This is a genomic window from Helicobacter sp. 12S02232-10 (assembly GCF_002272895.1).
Taxonomy (GTDB): Bacteria; Campylobacterota; Campylobacteria; order Campylobacterales; family Helicobacteraceae; genus Helicobacter_J.
The window spans coordinates 62,115-80,285 of record NZ_MLAQ01000001.1 but is presented as its reverse complement, the minus strand read 5'-3'; the positions used below and the strand labels follow the sequence as shown (position 1 = coordinate 80,285).

22 protein-coding genes are annotated in these 18,171 nt (G+C 34.6%); 10 read left to right on the top strand and 12 right to left on the bottom strand.

All coding sequences use genetic code 11. From position 1 onward, the window contains the following. The first annotated feature begins 70 nt into the window (after nt 1-70). Nucleotides 71-781: an EI24 domain-containing protein gene (locus BKH41_RS00385; RefSeq protein WP_095296414.1), complete on the top strand. Its 711-nt coding sequence runs from the start codon at nt 71-73 to the stop codon at nt 779-781. Here the strand turns inward: BKH41_RS00385 and crcB are convergent. From crcB to exbB, 12 genes are all read right to left on the bottom strand, one after another. Next, nucleotides 774-1,154 carry a fluoride efflux transporter CrcB gene (gene crcB, locus BKH41_RS00380; protein WP_095296412.1) on the bottom strand — a complete coding sequence of 127 codons (381 nt, stop codon included), beginning with the start codon at nt 1,152-1,154 and terminating at the stop codon, nt 774-776. The genes BKH41_RS00385 and crcB overlap by 8 nt on opposite strands. Nucleotides 1,155-1,172: 18 nt before the next feature. Next, on the bottom strand, nt 1,173-1,871 hold the full coding sequence (locus BKH41_RS00375; protein ID WP_095296411.1) for a uroporphyrinogen-III synthase: 699 nt from the start codon (nt 1,869-1,871) through the stop codon (nt 1,173-1,175). 21 nt (nt 1,872-1,892) lie between these two features. Beyond that, nucleotides 1,893-3,311 (bottom strand): acetyl-CoA carboxylase subunit A, encoded by a 1,419-nt coding sequence (locus BKH41_RS00370; protein WP_095296658.1) that lies wholly within the window; start codon nt 3,309-3,311, stop codon nt 1,893-1,895. Nucleotides 3,312-3,541: 230 nt separating this feature from the next. After that, nucleotides 3,542-5,413, bottom strand: a complete 1,872-nt coding sequence (gene dxs, locus BKH41_RS00365; protein ID WP_095296409.1) for a 1-deoxy-D-xylulose-5-phosphate synthase — start codon at nt 5,411-5,413, stop codon at nt 3,542-3,544. Nucleotide 5,414: 1 nt separating this feature from the next. After that, nucleotides 5,415-6,227: a flagellar assembly protein FliH gene (gene fliH, locus BKH41_RS00360; RefSeq protein WP_095296657.1), complete on the bottom strand. Its 813-nt coding sequence runs from the start codon at nt 6,225-6,227 to the stop codon at nt 5,415-5,417. Continuing rightward, nucleotides 6,220-7,251 (bottom strand): flagellar motor switch protein FliG, encoded by a 1,032-nt coding sequence (fliG, locus tag BKH41_RS00355; RefSeq protein WP_095296408.1) that lies wholly within the window; start codon nt 7,249-7,251, stop codon nt 6,220-6,222. The genes fliH and fliG overlap by 8 nt, the downstream gene beginning before the upstream one ends. Nucleotides 7,252-7,260: 9 nt before the next feature. After that, on the bottom strand, nt 7,261-8,961 hold the full coding sequence (gene fliF, locus BKH41_RS00350) for a flagellar basal-body MS-ring/collar protein FliF (protein WP_095296406.1): 1,701 nt from the start codon (nt 8,959-8,961) through the stop codon (nt 7,261-7,263). A gap of 60 nt (nt 8,962-9,021) precedes the next feature. Beyond that, complete coding sequence (gene hisC, locus BKH41_RS00345) at nt 9,022-10,119, bottom strand: histidinol-phosphate transaminase (protein WP_095296404.1); 1,098 nt, start codon at nt 10,117-10,119, stop codon at nt 9,022-9,024. A 198-nt stretch (nt 10,120-10,317) separates the two neighbouring features. After that, nucleotides 10,318-10,956: a phosphatase PAP2 family protein gene (locus BKH41_RS00340; protein ID WP_095296402.1), complete on the bottom strand. Its 639-nt coding sequence runs from the start codon at nt 10,954-10,956 to the stop codon at nt 10,318-10,320. A gap of 45 nt (nt 10,957-11,001) precedes the next feature. Further along, on the bottom strand, nt 11,002-11,703 hold the full coding sequence (locus BKH41_RS00335; protein WP_180762679.1) for an energy transducer TonB: 702 nt from the start codon (nt 11,701-11,703) through the stop codon (nt 11,002-11,004). Next, the gene (gene exbD / locus BKH41_RS00330; RefSeq protein ID WP_095296400.1) at nt 11,669-12,052 is read right to left on the bottom strand and encodes a TonB system transport protein ExbD; all 384 of its coding nucleotides are present in this window, start codon (nt 12,050-12,052) and stop codon (nt 11,669-11,671) included. Before exbD ends, BKH41_RS00335 begins: the two co-directional genes overlap by 35 nt. Next, nucleotides 12,049-12,471 (bottom strand): TonB-system energizer ExbB, encoded by a 423-nt coding sequence (gene exbB, locus BKH41_RS00325; protein WP_095296398.1) that lies wholly within the window; start codon nt 12,469-12,471, stop codon nt 12,049-12,051. Before exbB ends, exbD begins: the two co-directional genes overlap by 4 nt. A gap of 218 nt (nt 12,472-12,689) precedes the next feature. Here exbB and nikR point away from each other — a divergent pair, with 218 nt between their 5' ends. From nikR to BKH41_RS00280, 9 genes are all read left to right on the top strand, one after another. Continuing rightward, nucleotides 12,690-13,127, top strand: a complete 438-nt coding sequence (gene nikR, locus BKH41_RS00320; protein ID WP_095296397.1) for a nickel-responsive transcriptional regulator NikR — start codon at nt 12,690-12,692, stop codon at nt 13,125-13,127. A 4-nt stretch (nt 13,128-13,131) separates the two neighbouring features. Further along, nucleotides 13,132-13,698 carry a nicotinate (nicotinamide) nucleotide adenylyltransferase gene (nadD, locus tag BKH41_RS00315; protein WP_095296655.1) on the top strand — a complete coding sequence of 189 codons (567 nt, stop codon included), beginning with the start codon at nt 13,132-13,134 and terminating at the stop codon, nt 13,696-13,698. A gap of 14 nt (nt 13,699-13,712) precedes the next feature. Further along, nucleotides 13,713-14,045, top strand: coding sequence for a ribosome silencing factor (rsfS, locus tag BKH41_RS00310; RefSeq protein WP_095296654.1), 333 nt, complete (start codon nt 13,713-13,715; stop codon nt 14,043-14,045). 4 nt (nt 14,046-14,049) lie between these two features. After that, entirely contained in the window at nt 14,050-14,838 is a 789-nt protein-coding gene (locus tag BKH41_RS00305; protein ID WP_095296395.1) for a histidinol-phosphatase HisJ, read from the top strand. Nucleotides 14,839-15,024: 186 nt separating this feature from the next. Next, entirely contained in the window at nt 15,025-15,414 is a 390-nt protein-coding gene (locus tag BKH41_RS00300; RefSeq protein WP_095296393.1) for an NAD(P)H-quinone oxidoreductase subunit 3, read from the top strand. Continuing rightward, nucleotides 15,396-15,905 (top strand): NADH-quinone oxidoreductase subunit B, encoded by a 510-nt coding sequence (locus BKH41_RS00295; protein ID WP_095296391.1) that lies wholly within the window; start codon nt 15,396-15,398, stop codon nt 15,903-15,905. Before BKH41_RS00300 ends, BKH41_RS00295 begins: the two co-directional genes overlap by 19 nt. Nucleotides 15,906-15,915: 10 nt before the next feature. Then, entirely contained in the window at nt 15,916-16,713 is a 798-nt protein-coding gene (locus BKH41_RS00290; RefSeq protein ID WP_095296389.1) for an NADH-quinone oxidoreductase subunit C, read from the top strand. Between the two features lies 1 nt (nt 16,714). After that, a complete protein-coding gene (gene nuoD / locus BKH41_RS00285) occupies nt 16,715-17,944 on the top strand; it encodes an NADH dehydrogenase (quinone) subunit D (RefSeq protein ID WP_095296387.1) in 1,230 nt (409 codons plus the stop codon). After that, on the top strand, nt 17,941-18,171 hold the full coding sequence (locus BKH41_RS00280; protein ID WP_095296385.1) for an NADH-ubiquinone oxidoreductase subunit E family protein: 231 nt from the start codon (nt 17,941-17,943) through the stop codon (nt 18,169-18,171). The genes nuoD and BKH41_RS00280 overlap by 4 nt, the downstream gene beginning before the upstream one ends.

The following is an 18,171-nucleotide window of genomic DNA, read 5'->3' as shown; positions in this document are numbered from 1 at the left end:
TTTTACCTTTTAAACTTAAATAAAGTCAATAAAAGATAAATTTTTATATAAAAATTATCAAGGAAAAACAATGCTAGCCATCATTAAAAAAAGCTGGGAAGACTTTTTCAGTTTAAAAATGTTGATTTTAAACATCTTCCCTGTGCTTATTGGGGTTTTATTTTGGGGAACTTTACTATTTTATTTCAACGAAGACATTTTTGAGTGGCTCAAACACTTGCTACCGACAAATTGGCAAAATTTATCAGATAATAAAGGCTTTTTTGTGGGCATAGGGAATCTATTTATCAAGTCTCTTTTGTACATTTTGCTTGCATTCTTGATGATTATCCTCACGCTTATCGGAAATGTCTTTGTCTCAATCTTTTATACCCCAATCGTAATCAGCTATCTTCACAAAAAATACTATCGCGACCTTCAAATTGATTCTTTTGGAAATATCCTTTCATCAATGGGCTATTTTAGTAAATCTTTCGGTTACTTCCTTTTATTTGCCATAATTCTAACTCCTTTATATTTTGTTCCATTCATAGGAATTTTTGCTGTCTTGATTCCTCACTTTTTCTTTTTCAAAAATACGATGCTATTTGATGTGGGCAGTTCTATCTTTGAAAAATCAGACTATCGCTTGATTCTGTCCGAACACAAAGCTAAAAACTATCAAATAACAGCAATAGCATACCTGTTTTCCCTTATTCCTATTTTTAATTTTCTTGCGACCTTATTGCAAACAATCATCATCGCAAGATATTTGCTTGAAATCAAACAAAACGCTAATTAAAAAACGTTTTGGACAAAAACCACCCTGTCCCAACGAGAATAAAACCCAAAATATTTGTGCTTAAAATATAAAAAACAGCTTTTAAAAATTCTTTTTGAGCAAGCATATTGAACGTATCCATCCCAAAAGACGAAAAAGTTGTAAATCCTCCCAAAATCCCGATGATAAAAAATACTCTAAAATCATTCCCTAAAATCTTTTGAGCGACTAAAAAACTTGCAAACCCTATCAAAAAACTACCGATGAGATTAACGGTAAAAGTCCCCAAAGGAAATGTACCCCACACCAAAAATTTTAAAGGTAGCACTTTAGAAAGAAAATACCTTAAGACACTGCCTATCGCTCCACCCATCGCAGCTAAAACAAAATCCATTTTTACCCTTTCTAATCCTTAAGGAAGTTTTAATGCCAATTCTTTGGCAAATTCTATACAACTATCTATGCTTTGAGTTGGGCTTACAAATCCTTCCACCTCACTATCAAAAACCCCAAAAGTAGTCATCCCGATAGCCACCGCACTATAGCTTCCATCCCAACCAAAGTTCTGTTTAAAAGCCAAATAATGACTTGGAGCAGTAAAAATCAGGATAGATTTTGGCAGTGGTTTAAAAGTTTTATCTATGATACTAGTTTTATTTTCATAAGCAATGACTTGTTTGAGTTTAATTTTTGCCTCCCAAAGCTTCACATCCAACCCTGAAACAATCTTTTTAGCACGAAAATATAAAGGTTTTCTGTTTTTAAGCAAAGGAATAATTTCACTTGAAAAACCAGCTCCATGAGAATCTAGACCGATATATTCTACACCAAAGCAAGCTTCTTTTAGTTTTTGAGCCGTATTTTCTCCAATTACAAATGCTGGTATCTGTCTAAAAACTTCTAATTCTGGGTATTCCTGCATATTTTTCAGTAAAGATTTAAAAGCATATTTTGAGGTAAAAATCAAGGCATCCACGCTCTTTTGAATTTTATTTAAATCAATATGTTGCTCTATAATAGATTTTCTAATAGGCAAAAGCTCAATCTTATTTACAATTAAAGTTTTTACTTTGGGATTCTCTTTAGAATTGATCAAAACAATCTCTCGCATCACTCTACCTCACAAAATGAATCATTCCAATCCATATTTGAAACCGATCGCGTTCGCAACAGCCACAAAAATTTCATCTTTCACCTCCTGAGGGATCAAATGTTGAAGATGAGTTTCTATATAGGAAGTATCAAAATCGCCGCGTCCAAAATTCTTCTCTCTGCAAATATTGAGCAAAAATTCCGTAGTTGTCTTGATGCCCTCAACCTTAAATTCACCCAATGCCCGAATCATCTTATTAACAGCCAGAGAATAACTGCTGGCACGCACAATCACCTTTGCCACCATCGAATCATAATGAGGCGGAATGACATAATCCTTATAAATACAGCTGTCTATTCTCACAAAAGGTCCCAAAGCAGGATAATATCCAATAATTCGTCCTGGATTTGGAGCAAAATCTCTGCTTGCATCTTCGGCATTAATTCTTGCTTCAATAGCAAAACCTTGTGGTTTGATGTCACTCTGAAGCAATTCAAGCAATTCTCCGCTTGCAATCCTGATTTGTCTAGCAACTAGATCTAATCCTGTGATTTCTTCAGTAACACCGTGTTCAACTTGAATACGAGTATTCATCTCCATAAAATAAAAATTATTTGTTTCATCAAGCAAAAATTCTACTGTTCCAGCATTACTATACCCCGAAACTTTAGCTGCCATAACAGCTGCAGCACCCATTCTACGACGTAAATCCTCTCCCATTAAAGGGCTTGGAGCAATTTCTAAGAGCTTTTGATGGCGGCGTTGGATAGAACAATCTCTCTCAAGTAAATGAATGACGTTCCCATAGTTATCACCAAGTATTTGAAACTCGATATGGCGAGGATTCTGAATGTATTTTTCCATAAAAATATCTTCATTTTTAAAAAATGCCTTAGCTTCACGTTTGCAAGCCTCAAAACTATCCATCAAATCTTTTTCTTCAAAGACTACGCGTATTCCCCTGCCTCCCCCACCTGCACTTGCTTTAAGAATAACAGGATATCCAATTTTATCGGCAAAACCCTTGATTTCCTCTTGAGTGTTCTGATTGAGTACCTTTGTCCCTGGAACGATTGGGATACCATTTTCACTCATCAAGGCTCGTGCTTGATTTTTATCCCCCATTTTTGCAATCACTTCTGGGCTTGGCCCTATAAATACAAGACCTGCTTCCAAAACCTTTTTGGCAAAATCAGCATTTTCACTCAAAAACCCATAGCCTGGATGAATGGCTTCTGCACTACTTTCTTTGGCAATTTTAATAATAGTATCGGGATCTAAATATCCCTTTAGCGGCTCTTCACTTACTTTATAAGCTTCATCTGCCATTTTAATATGCAACGAATCCCTATCAGCTTCAGAATAAATCGCTACGCTCTTGACGTGCAAATCATTACAGGCGCGAATAATCCGAACGGCTATTTCACCCCGATTGGCAATTAAGATCTTTTTAAACATCGCCCAAAATCCTTTTTGTTTAGATTTTAGCAAAAATAACCTGACAAGAGAAATTAAATTCCAATACTTATTTGCCATCTATTTTAAAAGAAGTGTTCCATACTCATTCTCACTTCCCGCCCCATATACCATTGCTTCAGTTAAAAAATCAGGATTCAATTTATACTTTTTTCAATAGCATTTCTTGTTTTTTCAACGCTTTCATTTCTTTTAAAGAAATCAAAGTGTTGCTATGAGAGTCTTTGCGATAGATTTGATAATCTGTTCAAAACTTTCATAGTTAAGGTTTCTACATCTAAACCAACGGATTTTTCAATTAAAACGGTATTCCCGTGAGGAATATATTTATCAGGAATTTCAAAAGTCTCTATTCTCAATTTCAAATCTTCTTCCATCATATATTCAAGCAATGCAGATCCAACGCCATTTATTTTGTAGCTATCACTAAAGACAAAAATAATTTGATATTTTGGTAAAATATCTTTTAAGTCTCTATCCAAAGGTTTGAGAAATCTCAAATCAAGCAAAGCACAGGATATACCTTTTTCTTTCAAAAGCTTTAAGACTTCATATGCTCTACCCACACCATTGCCATATCCTACCAAAAGAATATCTCCATTATCAATCAAAAGTTCAGACTTACCGATAAAAAAATCCTTATTCTCAAATACGCCTTCTTCTAAAATAAATTTTCCTCTAGGATAACGAAAAGCACACGGAGAAATATTAAAATTTGAAGCAAATGCAACGGCTTTTTTCAATGAAACATTGTCACGTGGGGCAAAAAGAACCATATTAGGAACGGAACGTAGATAAGATATATCAAGTAATCCTTGATGTGTTTCGCCATCTTCCCCGACAATCCCAGCTCGATCAATGGCAAATTTTACAGGCAAAGACATAATCCCTACATCATGGACAATTTGATCAAAAGCACGTTGCAAAAAAGTAGAATAAATCGTAACAAAAGGCTTAAACCCCTCCTTCGCCATTGCTGCCATCGATGCAACCGCGTGTTGTTCAGCAATTGCGACATCCCAAAAACGATCGGGATATTTATCAATCAATACACCCAATCCCGTACCTCCAGGCATTGCAGCTGTTACTCCAACGATTTTTTGATCCTCTTGGGCCAATTCCAACAAAGCTTTAGAATAAATCTCTGTAGGGCTTTTGATACTAGATGATTTTTTAGATTTTCCTGTCTCGACATCAAAAGGACCGACACCATGCCATTTTTCATATTTTCCTTCGGCTATTTCATAGCCTTTTCCTTTAATAGTTTGAGCGTGAATGAGAACAGGACCCTTAAATTCCTTGGCAAGCTTAAGAGAATAAATAATCTCTTCAAGATCGTGCCCATTTATAGGACCTATGTAATTGATTCCCATTTCTTCAAATAAAATGCCTGGAGTGATGAGTTTAAAAGATTCTTCAAAGCGTTTTGCAATGTAAGAGGCGCTATCAGGCATTTTTCTCAAAATTTTTTTAATTCTCTCTTTTAAGGACTGGTACATCGGACTTGCAATCAAATGAGAAAGATATTTACTGATTGCCCCAATCGGCTTAGCAATGCTCATTTCATTGTCATTTAAAAGAATAATCATCGGATATTTTCTATCTCCAAGTTCATTGAGTGCTTCATACACCAATCCTGAACTCATACTTCCATCCCCGATTAATGCAATAGGCATACCTGATTTATTCTCTAAGGCATATGCTTTAGCAACACCTACTCCTATAGAAATAGAAGTGGAACTATGACCTGCAACAAAATAATCATAAACAGACTCAGAAGGTTTAATAAAACCGCTTATTCCTCCAAATTGTCTAAGCGTGCTAAATTCATTCCATCTTCCTGTAATAAGCTTATGTGCATATGCTTGATGACTCACATCATAAATAAAAGGATTTTCCATACAATCAAATACTGAATGCATTCCAACAATCAATTCCACAGCACCCAAAGTAGAACTTAAATGACCTCCATTAGCACTAACAACTTCTAAAATTCTACCGCGTATATCTTCACAAAGCTTTTTTAAATAAGGAATGTCTTTATCCAAAAGAATAAGATTTTTTGGAGGAGCAAGAAAATTCATCTTAAGCCTTTAAATTGTCTAAAACGCTTTGTTTAAGAGTCCTGTAACGAGCCATCAAATTTCCATCAATATTGCCGGTGCTACACGTAATAACCACGCCTCCTTTGGCAATAGCATCATCAGCTTCAATTTTGATTTTAGGTGAGTCTTTGAGATTTTCATTCAAATAAGGATAATCAATCGTATTGACCTTAATATGTATATCTGTTGCATCAACAATACTTGAAAGAAGCTCTTTAGCTAAAGCAAGGGCAACCTTTTGGCTACTAGTTTCCACTTCTTTAATGATAACTTCTTTAGCAATATCTACAGCTATAGAACTCAATTCTTTTTCGAGCTTTTCAAGATGTTTTTGTGATTTTTGCATTTCCTTATCAAGAGTTACAATGGATTGGATCAATGTCGTTTTTTCTTTTTCTACCTCAAAGAGCATTTCTTTTTTTGCCTTTTCCTCTCCCTCTTTCAATCCGTCTTTATAAGCATCGCTTCTTGCGACATTTACCCTTTCTTCAATTTCAAGCTGTTGTTTTTCAAACTGAATCTGAAGCTTGGCAAGATTACCTGATAACTCATCTGTCTTTTGAAGCAAACGCTCAATCAAATCCTTCTCAAGCGAAGAACCTCCGCTTTTTTTTGTCTCCTGTGCAGAAAAAGAAGGATCTTGAGCCTGAGGAGGAGTATTCTTTTCGATAGGAACACTTTCTTTCAGATCTTGATCGGAGTTTTTAGCAATTGATTTAAATTCATATTTTTGCACATTATGTTTAGGCAATTCAGATTTTGCAATCAAATTTTCCTCTTCAAAATTACTCAACAACGTCCTCCTCCTCTCCAATTTGTATCAATCCTTGTTCAGAAAGAGATTGAACTACTTCGACTATTTTTCTTTGTGCACTTTCTACATCTTTAACTTTGACTGCACCTAAAAACTGCATTTCTTCAACAAACTGCTCGCTAGCGCGCGTACTCATATTATCTAAAAATTTCTGTTTCAGATCATCAGGAGAAGATTTAAGTGCAAGTATCAAATCTTTTTTATCAGCGATTTTAAGGATTTCTCTGATGGCATTTTTATCAAGTTTTGCAATATCTTCAAAAGTAAACATCATTTCTTTGATTTCATTAGCAAGTTGCTCATCAATCTGCTCAATATAAGTGATGGTAGCCTTGGCGGCTTTTTGTCCCAAACGATTAAACATTTCAGCTACCGCTCTAGGTCCTCCGACTTCAACTTTATAGCTAGTGAGAGATTCAAGTTTATTTTCCAAAACGGTTGAAACTCTCTTAACTACATTAGGCGAAATATCTCCAAGATTTGCCATCCTGATAGAAATTTCTGCACGCATATCATCTTGAAAATATCCCAATGTTTCTGCTGCGCTAGAAGAATCCATATGAGCCAAAATAAGTGCAATCGTCTGGGGATGTTCATTGACAATAAAATCAGCAAGTTGCTGGGGCCTGACTTTCATTAAATAAGAGAAATTTTTTGCAGACTGCATACTCTTGGCAAGTCTGTCTAAAACCTTTTTAGCTTCTTCTGGACCCAAAGTTTTGTTTAAAAGCTCTCTTGCATAATCCAACCCGCCATTGTTGATATATTGATTGGATTGAAAAATTGCATAAAATTCTTCAAGAACAGCTCCACCAATCGCCTTATCAGTACCATTAAGCTGCATTATTTGCTTACTGATTTCAGTAATGCTTTCTATGTCTAAATGTCGAAAGACTTCACTCGTAGTTTCTTCGCCAACTTGAATGAGCAAAATTGCAATTTTTTCAGCCATCGAAAGTTCATCGTATTGTGCCCTTTGCTTAGAAGTAAGTTTTGTAGCCATTATCTGCTCCTATGCCCTTCCTTCAGGGGCTATCTCATCTTTAATCAATGTCTTAAACAAGGCAGCAATCTCTTCGGGTTTCTCTTCAATGCTTGTCTTAATTTTTTCAAGTAAGACATCATATTTTACTTCATCTTCACTAAAATTACTACTGAGACCAAGCTGATCTTCCACCCGCTTTCTAATTTCACTGAACTTATTGAGATCGGTATCATCTTCATCATTAATCTCAAACAAAGATTCAACCTTATCTTCTTCGCTCTCTTGAATTTCAAGCATTCGTTCAGCAAATGGAGAAATTACTTTTTTGTAAAAAATAAATATTACCACAACCACAAGCAAATATTTTAAAAGTGGCATAAATGGTCCCAAATATTTTTCAACATTTGAAGAAACTTTCTCAAATGTACTCATTGGGATATAGTTACCCGCTTTAGCATCAAACTCAAAATTACTCACAGTCACATCATCACCACGAGTTTGATTATAGCCAATAGCTTGCTTGACCAAAGAATCAATTTTTTGCATTTCATCTTCGCTCAATGGAGTATATTCGACTTTATCCATACCACCTTCAGTAACTTTCTTATATCTCCCATCAACCACAACAGCTGCACTCAAACGTGCCAAAACTCCAAACTCTCCCTTAATCTCGCTAACAGTTTTACCAACTTCATAATTCGTAGTGTTTTGAGATTTTTCATATTTCTCTTTTAGATTATTATCATCAAGCCCTTGAACAGGACCTATATTGCTCACAGCCCCCGGTACTCCTCCAATTTGTTTAGGTTGGGCACCTTCGCGCTTTTCCTCAAGATTTTGTTCGCTACGCACAACATTATTCGGATCATAGGTTTCTTTAGTACTTTTTTTCTGGCTAAAATCAAAATCAGCATTCACGCGTGCAACCACTTTATCACTGCCCCCGACAATAGGAGAAAGGATATTGATGATTTTACCCTCTAAGATATTTTCAAAATTTTGTTTGTATTTGAGTTGGGTCGCTGCAAGTTCTTTAGATGTGCTAAAATCATCTCCTTCTCCAAGAGGTTCGCCATTTTCATTTACAAGTTTTACATTTTCTGGAGTAAGTTTGCTGACTGAAGCTGCGACTAAATTTTTGATCCCAACAATCTGGGCAGGCAATAAACGCATATTTGTTTTAATCTTTAACATCACTGAAGCAGTAGGCAAAACTTCCCTGCTGACAAAAACACTATCTTTAGGAATGGCAATATGAACACTTGCCTTTTCAATGGGGTTGAGACTTTCAATCGTTCTGGAAAGCTCCCCTTCTATAGCACGAATGAATTTGATATTTTGATCAAAATCTGTAGCTCCGAAATCTTTAACATCAAAAATCTCAAAACCAACTTTACTAGTTTTGGGAATACCTTGTGAAGCTAATGCGATTCTTTCCTCATAAACTCTATCTTTGGGAATCAAAATCGTATCATCTTTAGGCACTTTATAAGGAATTTGATTTTGTTGCAAATATTGTAAAATCAAAGCATTATCGCTAGCATTCATTCCTTCAAACAAAACCCCGTAACTATTATCGCCATATTTCTTTTCCCCTATTGGAAAAATCAATAAAAACACAATAAATGCTACAGTTAAAACAACAGCAGAAACAATAACAATTTTTTGTTTTTTGTTAAATTTGGCAAAAAGTGTCGCAACCTGTTGAAATAGAGCTTTGATGTCCAAAAATTATCCTCTAAACTTTAATCTGCTTTAATCGAGCTTATTTGAAAAATTCGCATACTTTTACTGCAAAAATTCTTTCATTAATTCAAACACCCTGTCATTTTGTTTTTCGGTGCCAATCGTAATTCTAATCGCATTGATTCCATAAGACTTAAGATTTCTGACAATCACACCCCTTCTCAAAAGCCAATCAGCTACTTGAGTTCCACTAAATTTATCATCCAAAATATAAGTGATAAAATTTGTCCAAGACGGAATAAATGTAATGCCGTGTGCATATGCAAAACTCTCATACCTGAGCATTTCTTCAAAAGTATATTTAATACAAGTTTCAACAAAATCCTCATCTTTAAGTGCTTCAATCGCAGCAAGCAAACTCAAAACCCCAATATTAAAAGGAGGTCGGATTTTGTGCAAAGCCTCGATAATTTCATTTGAAGCCAAACCATAACCGACTCTCATCCCCCCTAATCCATAAGCTTTAGAAAAAGTACCCAAATAAATGACATTCTCAAATCTCTCAAGAAGCTCTTTGGGATCAATAGCTTTACTTTTATCCTTAGCTTTGGCAAACTCTTGATAAGCTCCATCAATAATTATCAGCGTATCAGGATCAGTTTGAGAAATAAACTCAAATACGTCACTTTTATCTAAACATTCTCCTAATGGATTATTGGGAAGACATAAAAATACAATATCAGGTTTATGCTGTGAATATAGTTGTTTAAATTCCAAAATTTCATGGCTATGGCTAGGGGTCTTGATAATTTCAGCTCCAATTTGTCTAGCATAAATCTCATACATCGCAAAAGTTGTTTTCGCCATTAACACCTTGCTTCCCTTAGTGCATTTGGCTCGAATGCAAAACTCAATGACTTGATCACTTCCTGATCCGATAATAATATTATTTGATTGCAAGTTGTATCTTTTGGCCAATCTTTCTTTAAGCTCAAACATCGAATCATCAGGATAAAAACTTGCCATTTTTGAATTTTCAGAAATAATAGCACTGACTTTTGGCGAACATCCGTAAGGATTTTCATTGCTTCCCAATTTGATGATATCAATTGGCTTGATTCCAAATTCCCTCACTACAAGTTCAATCGGCTTTCCTGCCTCATAAACAACCAACTCATCTAATTCGCGATTAAACTTCATTCAAGCCTTCTTAATAATAATCTTTTTTATCGTAAATTGTATCTAAAATCACATAAAATTTAAAATATTTAATAGTCTTAAAAAAGATTATAAATTTAATTGAGCAACCAAGATATTATTTTCGCTCTATATATCGAATCTATAACGATATTTGAAGCAATAAAAAAACCTTGAATCTTTTCTCTGGTAAAATATTTTTTAGATTTTTTTAAAAAATAAAAAATAAAATCCCATCGAAAAAAATGCTAAAGAGTTCCCCAACAAAAAACCTCCAAGAACATCTGAAGGAAAATGAACCCCCAAATAAACCCGAGCATACATCATAAATAAAATAAACAAAAGACATAAAATTCCAAAAATAATCTTTGCATATAATTTTTGAAAAACTGCGATAAAAAATAATGCGAGCAAACCATAAAAAATACTCGAAGCAACAGAATGACCGCTTGGATAGCTAAATCCAGAAGCGTGGATAAGCCAGCCATCAATATCAGGACGAGGACGTCTGACCCATTCTTTTAAAAGTTTGAGCAAAATGCAACTTATCGCAATAGTACTCACAAACCACAGACCAAAAACAAATTTCTTCTTGTATAAAAATATTACCCCAATGAGTAGGGTCATCAAAATTACGAATTCAACCGAACCCAAATGTGTCAAAAATGATAGAATAGAACCCCACTCAGGTGTTGTTTCACCCCTAATGCATCCAATCCAAAATATATCAAATTTATCAATCCAAGAAGTTTTTAAAATTACGGAAAAAAGTTCAAACAAAAACAAGAAGAATAACAAACAGCCAATTCCAATTAATAAAGAAATTTTTTTAAAACTCACCGATTCCCTCCTTATGGCTTTATAATTTTTAGAGACACATTAATATCAAGACTTTAAAGTATAGGCAATAGGAATTTTAATCCTGACTTTTTGTTTGGGTAAAGGAAAATCTTTAGAAGCACTTAAAACTGCCTTGAGAGCATTACTATTTAAAATATCTCCAGCTGTACTCTGAATAATTTTGAGTCCTTGCATTGTACCATCAACATTCAATATGAACTCTACAAGAACCTCTCCTTCTAATCCTCTGATCCTAGCAATTCTAGGGTATTTATTTTTCTTATTGATAGCCATCTGAATTTTTGTCAAGAATTCATCACTCACTCCTTCGTTATAAGCCAATGCTTCAGCTTGAGCACCTTCTGAAGTCGTATTTGAAGATTCTTGTTTTTCATTGTCCTTAGAATCTTGTTGTGTGGTTTCTTTGACATCTTCTTCTGGTTTAACTTCAGGCTCTTTTTTAACAGGTTTGAGACTTTTCTTATTTGGCTTAGGCTTTGGTTTAGGTTTAGGTTTAGGTTTAGGTTTGGGTTTGGGAGCAGATGTAGAATGAGCCTTGTGCATTGCTGAAGTATTGATACTTGCCAAACTCATCGTTACTGTGTTGGTGCCATCTTGCTTGAGCTCAGTACTATTAAATGAGCCAAAAACCAATGCAAACGCACCGGCATAAATCAAAACGGCAATTAAAAATCCGATCTTACTCGGAGAATCAATTTGTTTTCGTAGAAATAGCAAAATTTTCATGATTTTTTTCTTTAAGTAAATCTATAATTTTCACAAAAGTTTCAAACTTAGAATCTTTATCGCTTCTTAATTCAACGAGTGTCTTTGAATCTGTATTATCAATCAAGGTTTTTAATTCTTCCAACGTATTAGGCTTGTCATCGACATAGATGGTATTGTTAGCATCCACGACAATGGTCACTTTTTTATCATCATTATTTTGCTTTTGCGCAGAATCGGCCTCAGGCAAATCAATGGCTATTTTTCCTTGCGCAATGAAAGTTGAAACGCTCAAAACAATAGCCAAAAGCACCAACATAATATCAATGAAAGGAACAATATTTAATCCTTCACCTTTTTTAATTCTCATTTTTTCAAAGCCTTATAACGATTTGAAAGCACATCTGCTTTTCTCAACAAAGCATTATAAATCATCAGCACAGGAATAGCCACAAGCAAACCCATTGCCGTTGCTTTTAACGCCAAAGAAAGCCCTACCATGATTGATTTTGCATCCATTCCACCACTTAACCCCATATCATAGAAAGTAATCATAATACCAACTACAGTTCCAAGAAGACCTATATAAGGGGCATTTGAATAGATAATATAAAGCGTCGTAAGATTTTTTGTCAAATCAACATCAAGCAAATCAAGATCCTCATATTTACTAATGTCAATTTTCCAATAAAAAAGAATTCGTTCTATTGTTAGCCAAACAGCTAAAAAACTCATTAGCCCTAAAACCGCAAATACAATGTGATCAATATGTAACTTAAGAAACTCCATTTGTCTCCAATCCTTAGAAAATTTTATTGAATTGATTTATTTTTTCAAGTGTTATTGTAGCACTTTAATAATAATTTTCAATATTAATAAATGATAAAAATTATCCTTTATGGCATTTTGGACTTATTATGCCCTAAAATTCTATGTTTGATTTTTAAATAAAACTTTGGATAAAATCATAATCAAGAATTTGAAAATTTTATTAAAAGATATGAAAAATGTACCCAAAAGAACAAGATTCCATTATAAGATTCTCAGTATCCTTGCAACAAAACTTATTAGATGAGCTTGATAGCCGCATCATTAGAAATGGATATTCCTCACGTTCTGAACTCGTTAGAGATATGATTCGTGAAAAACTTGTCGAAGACAACTGGGAAAATCAAACCCTTGATTCTAGCATTGCAGTTTTAGTCATCGTCTATGATCACCATCAAAGAGAACTCAATCAAAAAATGATTGATGTACAGCACCATAATACGGCTGCCATCTTATGTAATACTCACGTGCATATAGATAATCATAATTGCCTCGAAACCATCATCCTCAAAGGCTCTCCTTCAGAAATTCAAAAACTGAGCTTAGAGATTGGAGGACTAAAAGGCGTGAAATTTGCTAAACTTACAAAAACATTAAGTTTTGACAAAGACAAATAAGGGAATGAATATCGCTATTTACGGAGGAAGTTTTGATCCACCCCATACCGCTCATCTTCAAATCATTCAAACAGCACTTGAAAAATTAGACATTGATAAGCTTATTGTAATCGTAGCCTATCAAAATCCTTTTAAAAAACCTTGCTTGTTTAGTGCTGAAGAACGTTATGAATGGATGGTACAACTCAATAAAAACCTAACTAAAGTTGAAGTCAGCAATATGGAAATAATTCAAAAAAAACCTATCGCAAGCATTCGAAGCGTTTTAAATATCAAAGAAAAATTCAATCCCAAAAAAATATATTTTATTATCGGCGAAGACAACTTACCCAATCTGCACAAATGGCATCGATATGAAGAACTCAAAGAATTGGTTGAATTTGTGATCATTGAACGCGAAGGATATGAAGCACAAACTTTAGAAACCCTCCGAAAAATTTCGCTTCCAAATCTAAAATATAAAATTTCCTCAAGTCAAATCAAAAAAAACCTTTCTATTAATCAATTTTCCAAAGATCTACCTGAAAATATCAAAACAGAAGTTATCAAATCATATAAGGAGTTACATTGACACCAACGTCTAAGATCAACCAAAGGATTCAAAAAATCTCAACACTGCTTGATGAAAAAAAAGCTCAAGATATTGAAATATTTGATCTGACAAATAAAGATTATATTGTAGATCAAGTTGTAATAGCCACGGCAATGGCAGGAAAACATTCCCACTCTTTGCTTGATATGCTCAAAACTGAACTCAAACCCATTGGCGAGGTTTTTTACAGCACGGATGAAGAAAGCGAGGATTGGCTAATAGCTGATTTAGGCGATATTATGATCCATATATTTACGGAAAATCATCGAAAAAAATTCAATCTTGAAGAGTTTTTAACTCAAATTCAAAAGCAAAAATTCTTTTAAAATTATGAGAATCGATCTACATAATCATACTTTTTTATGTAACCATGCTTCAGGATCCATAGACGAATATATCCTTAAGGCTATTGATCTAGGAATAAACGTCTATGGATTCTCTTGTCACGCTCCAATGCGATTTGATGAAAAATACAGAATGAAATTAGAAGAACTTGAAACATACTGCAAAATGATCGCAGATGCCAAGGAAAGATACAAAGGAAAAATTGAAATTTTATTGGGACTTGAAGTGGATTTTATTGAAGGTAAAAAAAACTTGATTGAAAAAAGTGTTTTAGAATGCCAAAGTGACTATCTCATCGGATCAATTCATTTTCTTGATGAGTGGGGTTTTGATAATCCAGAATTTATGGGTGAATATGCCAAAAAAAACTTGGAAGAATGCTGGATAAACTATTTGAATGCAATCAAAAAAATGGCTCAAAGCAAGTTTTTTCAAATTGTTGGGCATTTTGATTTGCTGAAAATATTTGGACATAAGCCTTCCACGAATATAAAACCCTACCTTCAAGAAACACTTCAATCCATTAAAGATTCGGAAATGGTTCTTGAGATCAATGCAGCAGGATTAAGGAAACCCATCAAGGAACAATACCCTAACCTTGAAATTTTAAAATATGCCAAAAAAATTGGGATTCCAATCACATTTGGGAGCGATGCCCACAATCTTGATGAAGTTGGTTTCGGATATGAAGATTGCGTCAAAATAGCCAAAGAAGCAGGCTACCAAAAAGCTATATTTTTTAGAAATAAATTGCCCTACTCCCTTTCTTTCTAAAATCTTGTTTGATTCCCATTCCGAATCAATGGAATTTAAATAATTTAAATACTTTTTTTGATGTTTAAATTCGTAACAAAATTCATTTTTTCTAAGAAATAACAATTTTTTTGTCTATTTTTAACCATTTTAACAATACAATTCAATAAATGAAATAGACTTCTAAACCTTTAGGAATTTACAAAAATGAACTACTCTATGTTAGAACACCCTTATTTTGGTGTCTTTATACTCTTTATTTTCACTTTTTTGGCTTTCAACACTACCTTAAGGATTCAGCGATTTATCAGTAGAAAATTAGCCGATAAAAAGAATGAAAAACTCAAGCTTGCCGCTTACGAATGCGGTCCCTTGCCGATCAAACAACAAAACAGAATTTCTCATCAATTCTACATTATGGCAATGCTTTTCATTTTGTTTGATGTAGAAGTTATTTTTATGTTCCCTTGGGCGGTAGATTTTAAGGCTTTAGGAGTATTTGGTTTTGTTGAAATGCTAAGCTTTATAGCTTTCTTAACAATCGGATTTATCTATGCTTGGAAAAGAGGAGCTTTATCGTGGCACAACATGAAATAAACTACTTAAAAAACTCAGGCCTACCGATTGCATTAACAACCATAGACAATCTTTTAAATTGGGGTAGAAGCAATTCTCTATGGCCTCTCACATATGGACTTGCCTGTTGCGCTATCGAGATGATGGCAACTGGTGGTTCAAGATTTGATTTCGATCGCTTTGGAACCATATTTCGTGCTTCACCAAGACAATCAGATGTAATGATCATAGCAGGAACGGTTACAAAAAAACACGCAGAATTTACTCGAAGACTTTATGATCAAATGCCTGAACCAAAATGGGTTATCTCAATGGGAAGTTGCGCAAATACAGGCGGTATGTTCAACACCTATGCAACTGTACAAGGAGTGGATAGAATCATTCCGGTAGATATTTATCTTCCTGGGTGTGCTCCTCGTCCTGAAACTCTTCAATATGCCCTAATGGTGTTGCAGAAAAAAATTCGCAAACAAAAAGCCTTTAATAAAACAACGCCTAAGCGTTTCATATAAAAGGATAAATATGGTTAGGCAACAAAAAATCGGTTTAGATATTCAAAAAAAAGCTTATCATACTGATAAATTTTATCAACCCAAACAAACCTCTAAGCTTCCTGTTTGGGGAACATCTTATGAGGTCCTCTATAATCATTTATCCTATGAGCATAAAATCCATCAAGCCTATATTGAACTTGGAACTGGCGTGTTTTGGATTCAAAAATCTGATTTACTTCCTATTGTAAAAAAGCTTAAATCCTTAGGCTATGACATTCTTAGCGAAATGAGTGCAATTGATATGCTCGCTATAGACAATCGCTTTGAAATGTTTTATCAATTTCACTCTGTCTATTCAAATAACTCAGATAAAAGACGTATCCGTATCAAATGTTTTTTATCCCCGAATGAAACCATCGAATCTTTAAGTGGAGAGTTTCGATGTGCCTTATGGACTGAAAGAGAAGCTTATGATATGCTTGGTATCATTTTTGAAAATCACCCACATTTAAATCGTATCTTAATGCCTCAAGACTGGGTAGGACATCCTCTTTTAAAATCCTATCCTCTAAAAGGTGATGAAAACGCTTCGTGGTATGAAATCGATAAGATTTTTGGCAAAGAATACCGCAGTATCATTGGACCTGAACAAAGAGACAGTGCTAGGATTGACGAAAAAGATACGTTTAATTTTGCTAGAATCGGATTTGAGAAAGAAAGAGGTACGCAAAATAACTTCAACCTCAATACCCAAAAACAAGCTAAAGCTGCATTTGTCAAAAATCTTGATTCTAAAAAACCAAAAATGCTCAAAGAAAGGCGTTAAAATGGTGCAAACCTATACTCGATTAAAACCTCAATTTGAAAATATTATCTTCGAGCAAGATGATGACAAAATGATTGTAAATTTTGGTCCGCAACACCCGTCTTCGCACGGACAACTCCGACTTATTTTAGAACTTGAAGGAGAAAAAATCATTAAAGCTACCCCTGATATCGGTTATCTACATCGAGGGATTGAAAAGCTTGCTGAAAATATGATTTATAATGAATTTATGCCTACAACCGATAGGCTTGATTATACAGCTGCTACTAGCAATAATTATGCCTTTGCACACGCGGTTGAAACACTTTTGGATATAGAGATACCTGATAGAGCACAAGTTATTCGAACAATGCTTTTAGAGCTCAATCGAATCATTTCTCATATATTCTTTATCGGCGTCCATGCTATGGATGTAGGCGCACTTTCAATGTTTTTATATTGTTTTAAAACAAGAGAATATGGCTTAGATCTGATGGAAGACTATTGTGGAGCAAGACTGACTCATAATGCCATACGTATTGGAGGCGCCCCATTGGATTTACCTCAAAATTGGTGTAACAATCTTGAAAAATTCATTCGTGAAACTTATGAAACTGTCGCACTCATAGAGGGATTGCTTGATAAAAACCGCATTTGGAAAGCGCGCCTAGAAAATGTAGGAAAAGTTTCTCAAGAAATGGCGAAAAACTGGGGAATGAGTGGGATTATGCTCCGAGCGACAGGAATTTGTTATGATATTCGCAAGGAAGAGCCCTATGAACTTTATGGAGAATTGGATTTTAATATCCCAATCACAGATAGTGGGGACTGCTACGGAAGATATAGGCTTTATATGCAAGAAATCAGAGAATCTATTAAAATTTTAAAACAACTTATAAAAATATACCCACAAACTAGCACTTTACTGATGGCGAAAGTTCCTGATTATATTTCTTCGCCCAAAGAAGATATTATGACGCAAAATTATGCTTTAATGCAACATTTTGTCTTGGTTACTCAAGGAATGAGACCACCTAAAGGCGAAGTTTATGCCCCCACAGAATCCCCCAAGGGTGAATTGGGATTTTTTATCCACTCTGAGGGAAATCCATATCCGCATCGTGTCAAAATCAAGGCTCCGAGTTTTTTTCATATCGGGGCATTGCAAGATCTTCTCATCGGACATTATTTAGCTGATGCTGTTGCTATTATCGGCTCTACAAATGCAGTTTTTGGCGAGGTGGATAGATGAAAAGATTTGATTTAAGGCATTTGAAAAATGATTTTTACGATCGTATGGGTGAAATCATTGATTCAGAACTCCAAAATGGAGAAGTTGGAATTTTTATTTTTGAAGTCGGGGATTTTTCAAATGTTCCCAAAAGCGCAGAATTTATCAAGAGTCGTGGGGACGAGTTAATGAATTCAATCAGATTTAATCAGGTTGATTGGACCCTTGTGGTGAAAAAAAGGAAGTAA

Excerpts from the sequence above, each read along its gene's own strand:
- BKH41_RS00290 (WP_095296389.1), top strand. The coding sequence starts at position 15,916 with ATGGTTAGGCAACAAAAAATCGGTTTAGATATTCAAAAAAAAGCTTAT.
- hisC (WP_095296404.1), bottom strand. The coding sequence starts at position 10,119 with ATGAAGTTTAATCGCGAATTAGATGAGTTGGTTGTTTATGAGGCAGGA.
- fliG (WP_095296408.1), bottom strand. The coding sequence starts at position 7,251 with ATGGCTACAAAACTTACTTCTAAGCAAAGGGCACAATACGATGAACTT.
- exbB (WP_095296398.1), bottom strand. The coding sequence starts at position 12,471 with ATGGAGTTTCTTAAGTTACATATTGATCACATTGTATTTGCGGTTTTA.
- BKH41_RS00280 (WP_095296385.1), top strand. The coding sequence starts at position 17,941 with ATGAAAAGATTTGATTTAAGGCATTTGAAAAATGATTTTTACGATCGT.
- BKH41_RS00385 (WP_095296414.1), top strand. The coding sequence starts at position 71 with ATGCTAGCCATCATTAAAAAAAGCTGGGAAGACTTTTTCAGTTTAAAA.
- exbD (WP_095296400.1), bottom strand. The coding sequence starts at position 12,052 with ATGAGAATTAAAAAAGGTGAAGGATTAAATATTGTTCCTTTCATTGAT.
- BKH41_RS00305 (WP_095296395.1), top strand. The coding sequence starts at position 14,050 with ATGAGAATCGATCTACATAATCATACTTTTTTATGTAACCATGCTTCA.
- BKH41_RS00375 (WP_095296411.1), bottom strand. The coding sequence starts at position 1,871 with ATGCGAGAGATTGTTTTGATCAATTCTAAAGAGAATCCCAAAGTAAAA.
- nuoD (WP_095296387.1), top strand. The coding sequence starts at position 16,715 with ATGGTGCAAACCTATACTCGATTAAAACCTCAATTTGAAAATATTATC.
- dxs (WP_095296409.1), bottom strand. The coding sequence starts at position 5,413 with ATGAATTTTCTTGCTCCTCCAAAAAATCTTATTCTTTTGGATAAAGAC.
- crcB (WP_095296412.1), bottom strand. The coding sequence starts at position 1,154 with ATGGATTTTGTTTTAGCTGCGATGGGTGGAGCGATAGGCAGTGTCTTA.
- nadD (WP_095296655.1), top strand. The coding sequence starts at position 13,132 with ATGAATATCGCTATTTACGGAGGAAGTTTTGATCCACCCCATACCGCT.
- BKH41_RS00335 (WP_180762679.1), bottom strand. The coding sequence starts at position 11,703 with ATGAAAATTTTGCTATTTCTACGAAAACAAATTGATTCTCCGAGTAAG.
- BKH41_RS00370 (WP_095296658.1), bottom strand. The coding sequence starts at position 3,311 with ATGTTTAAAAAGATCTTAATTGCCAATCGGGGTGAAATAGCCGTTCGG.
- nikR (WP_095296397.1), top strand. The coding sequence starts at position 12,690 with ATGTACCCAAAAGAACAAGATTCCATTATAAGATTCTCAGTATCCTTG.
- BKH41_RS00300 (WP_095296393.1), top strand. The coding sequence starts at position 15,025 with ATGAACTACTCTATGTTAGAACACCCTTATTTTGGTGTCTTTATACTC.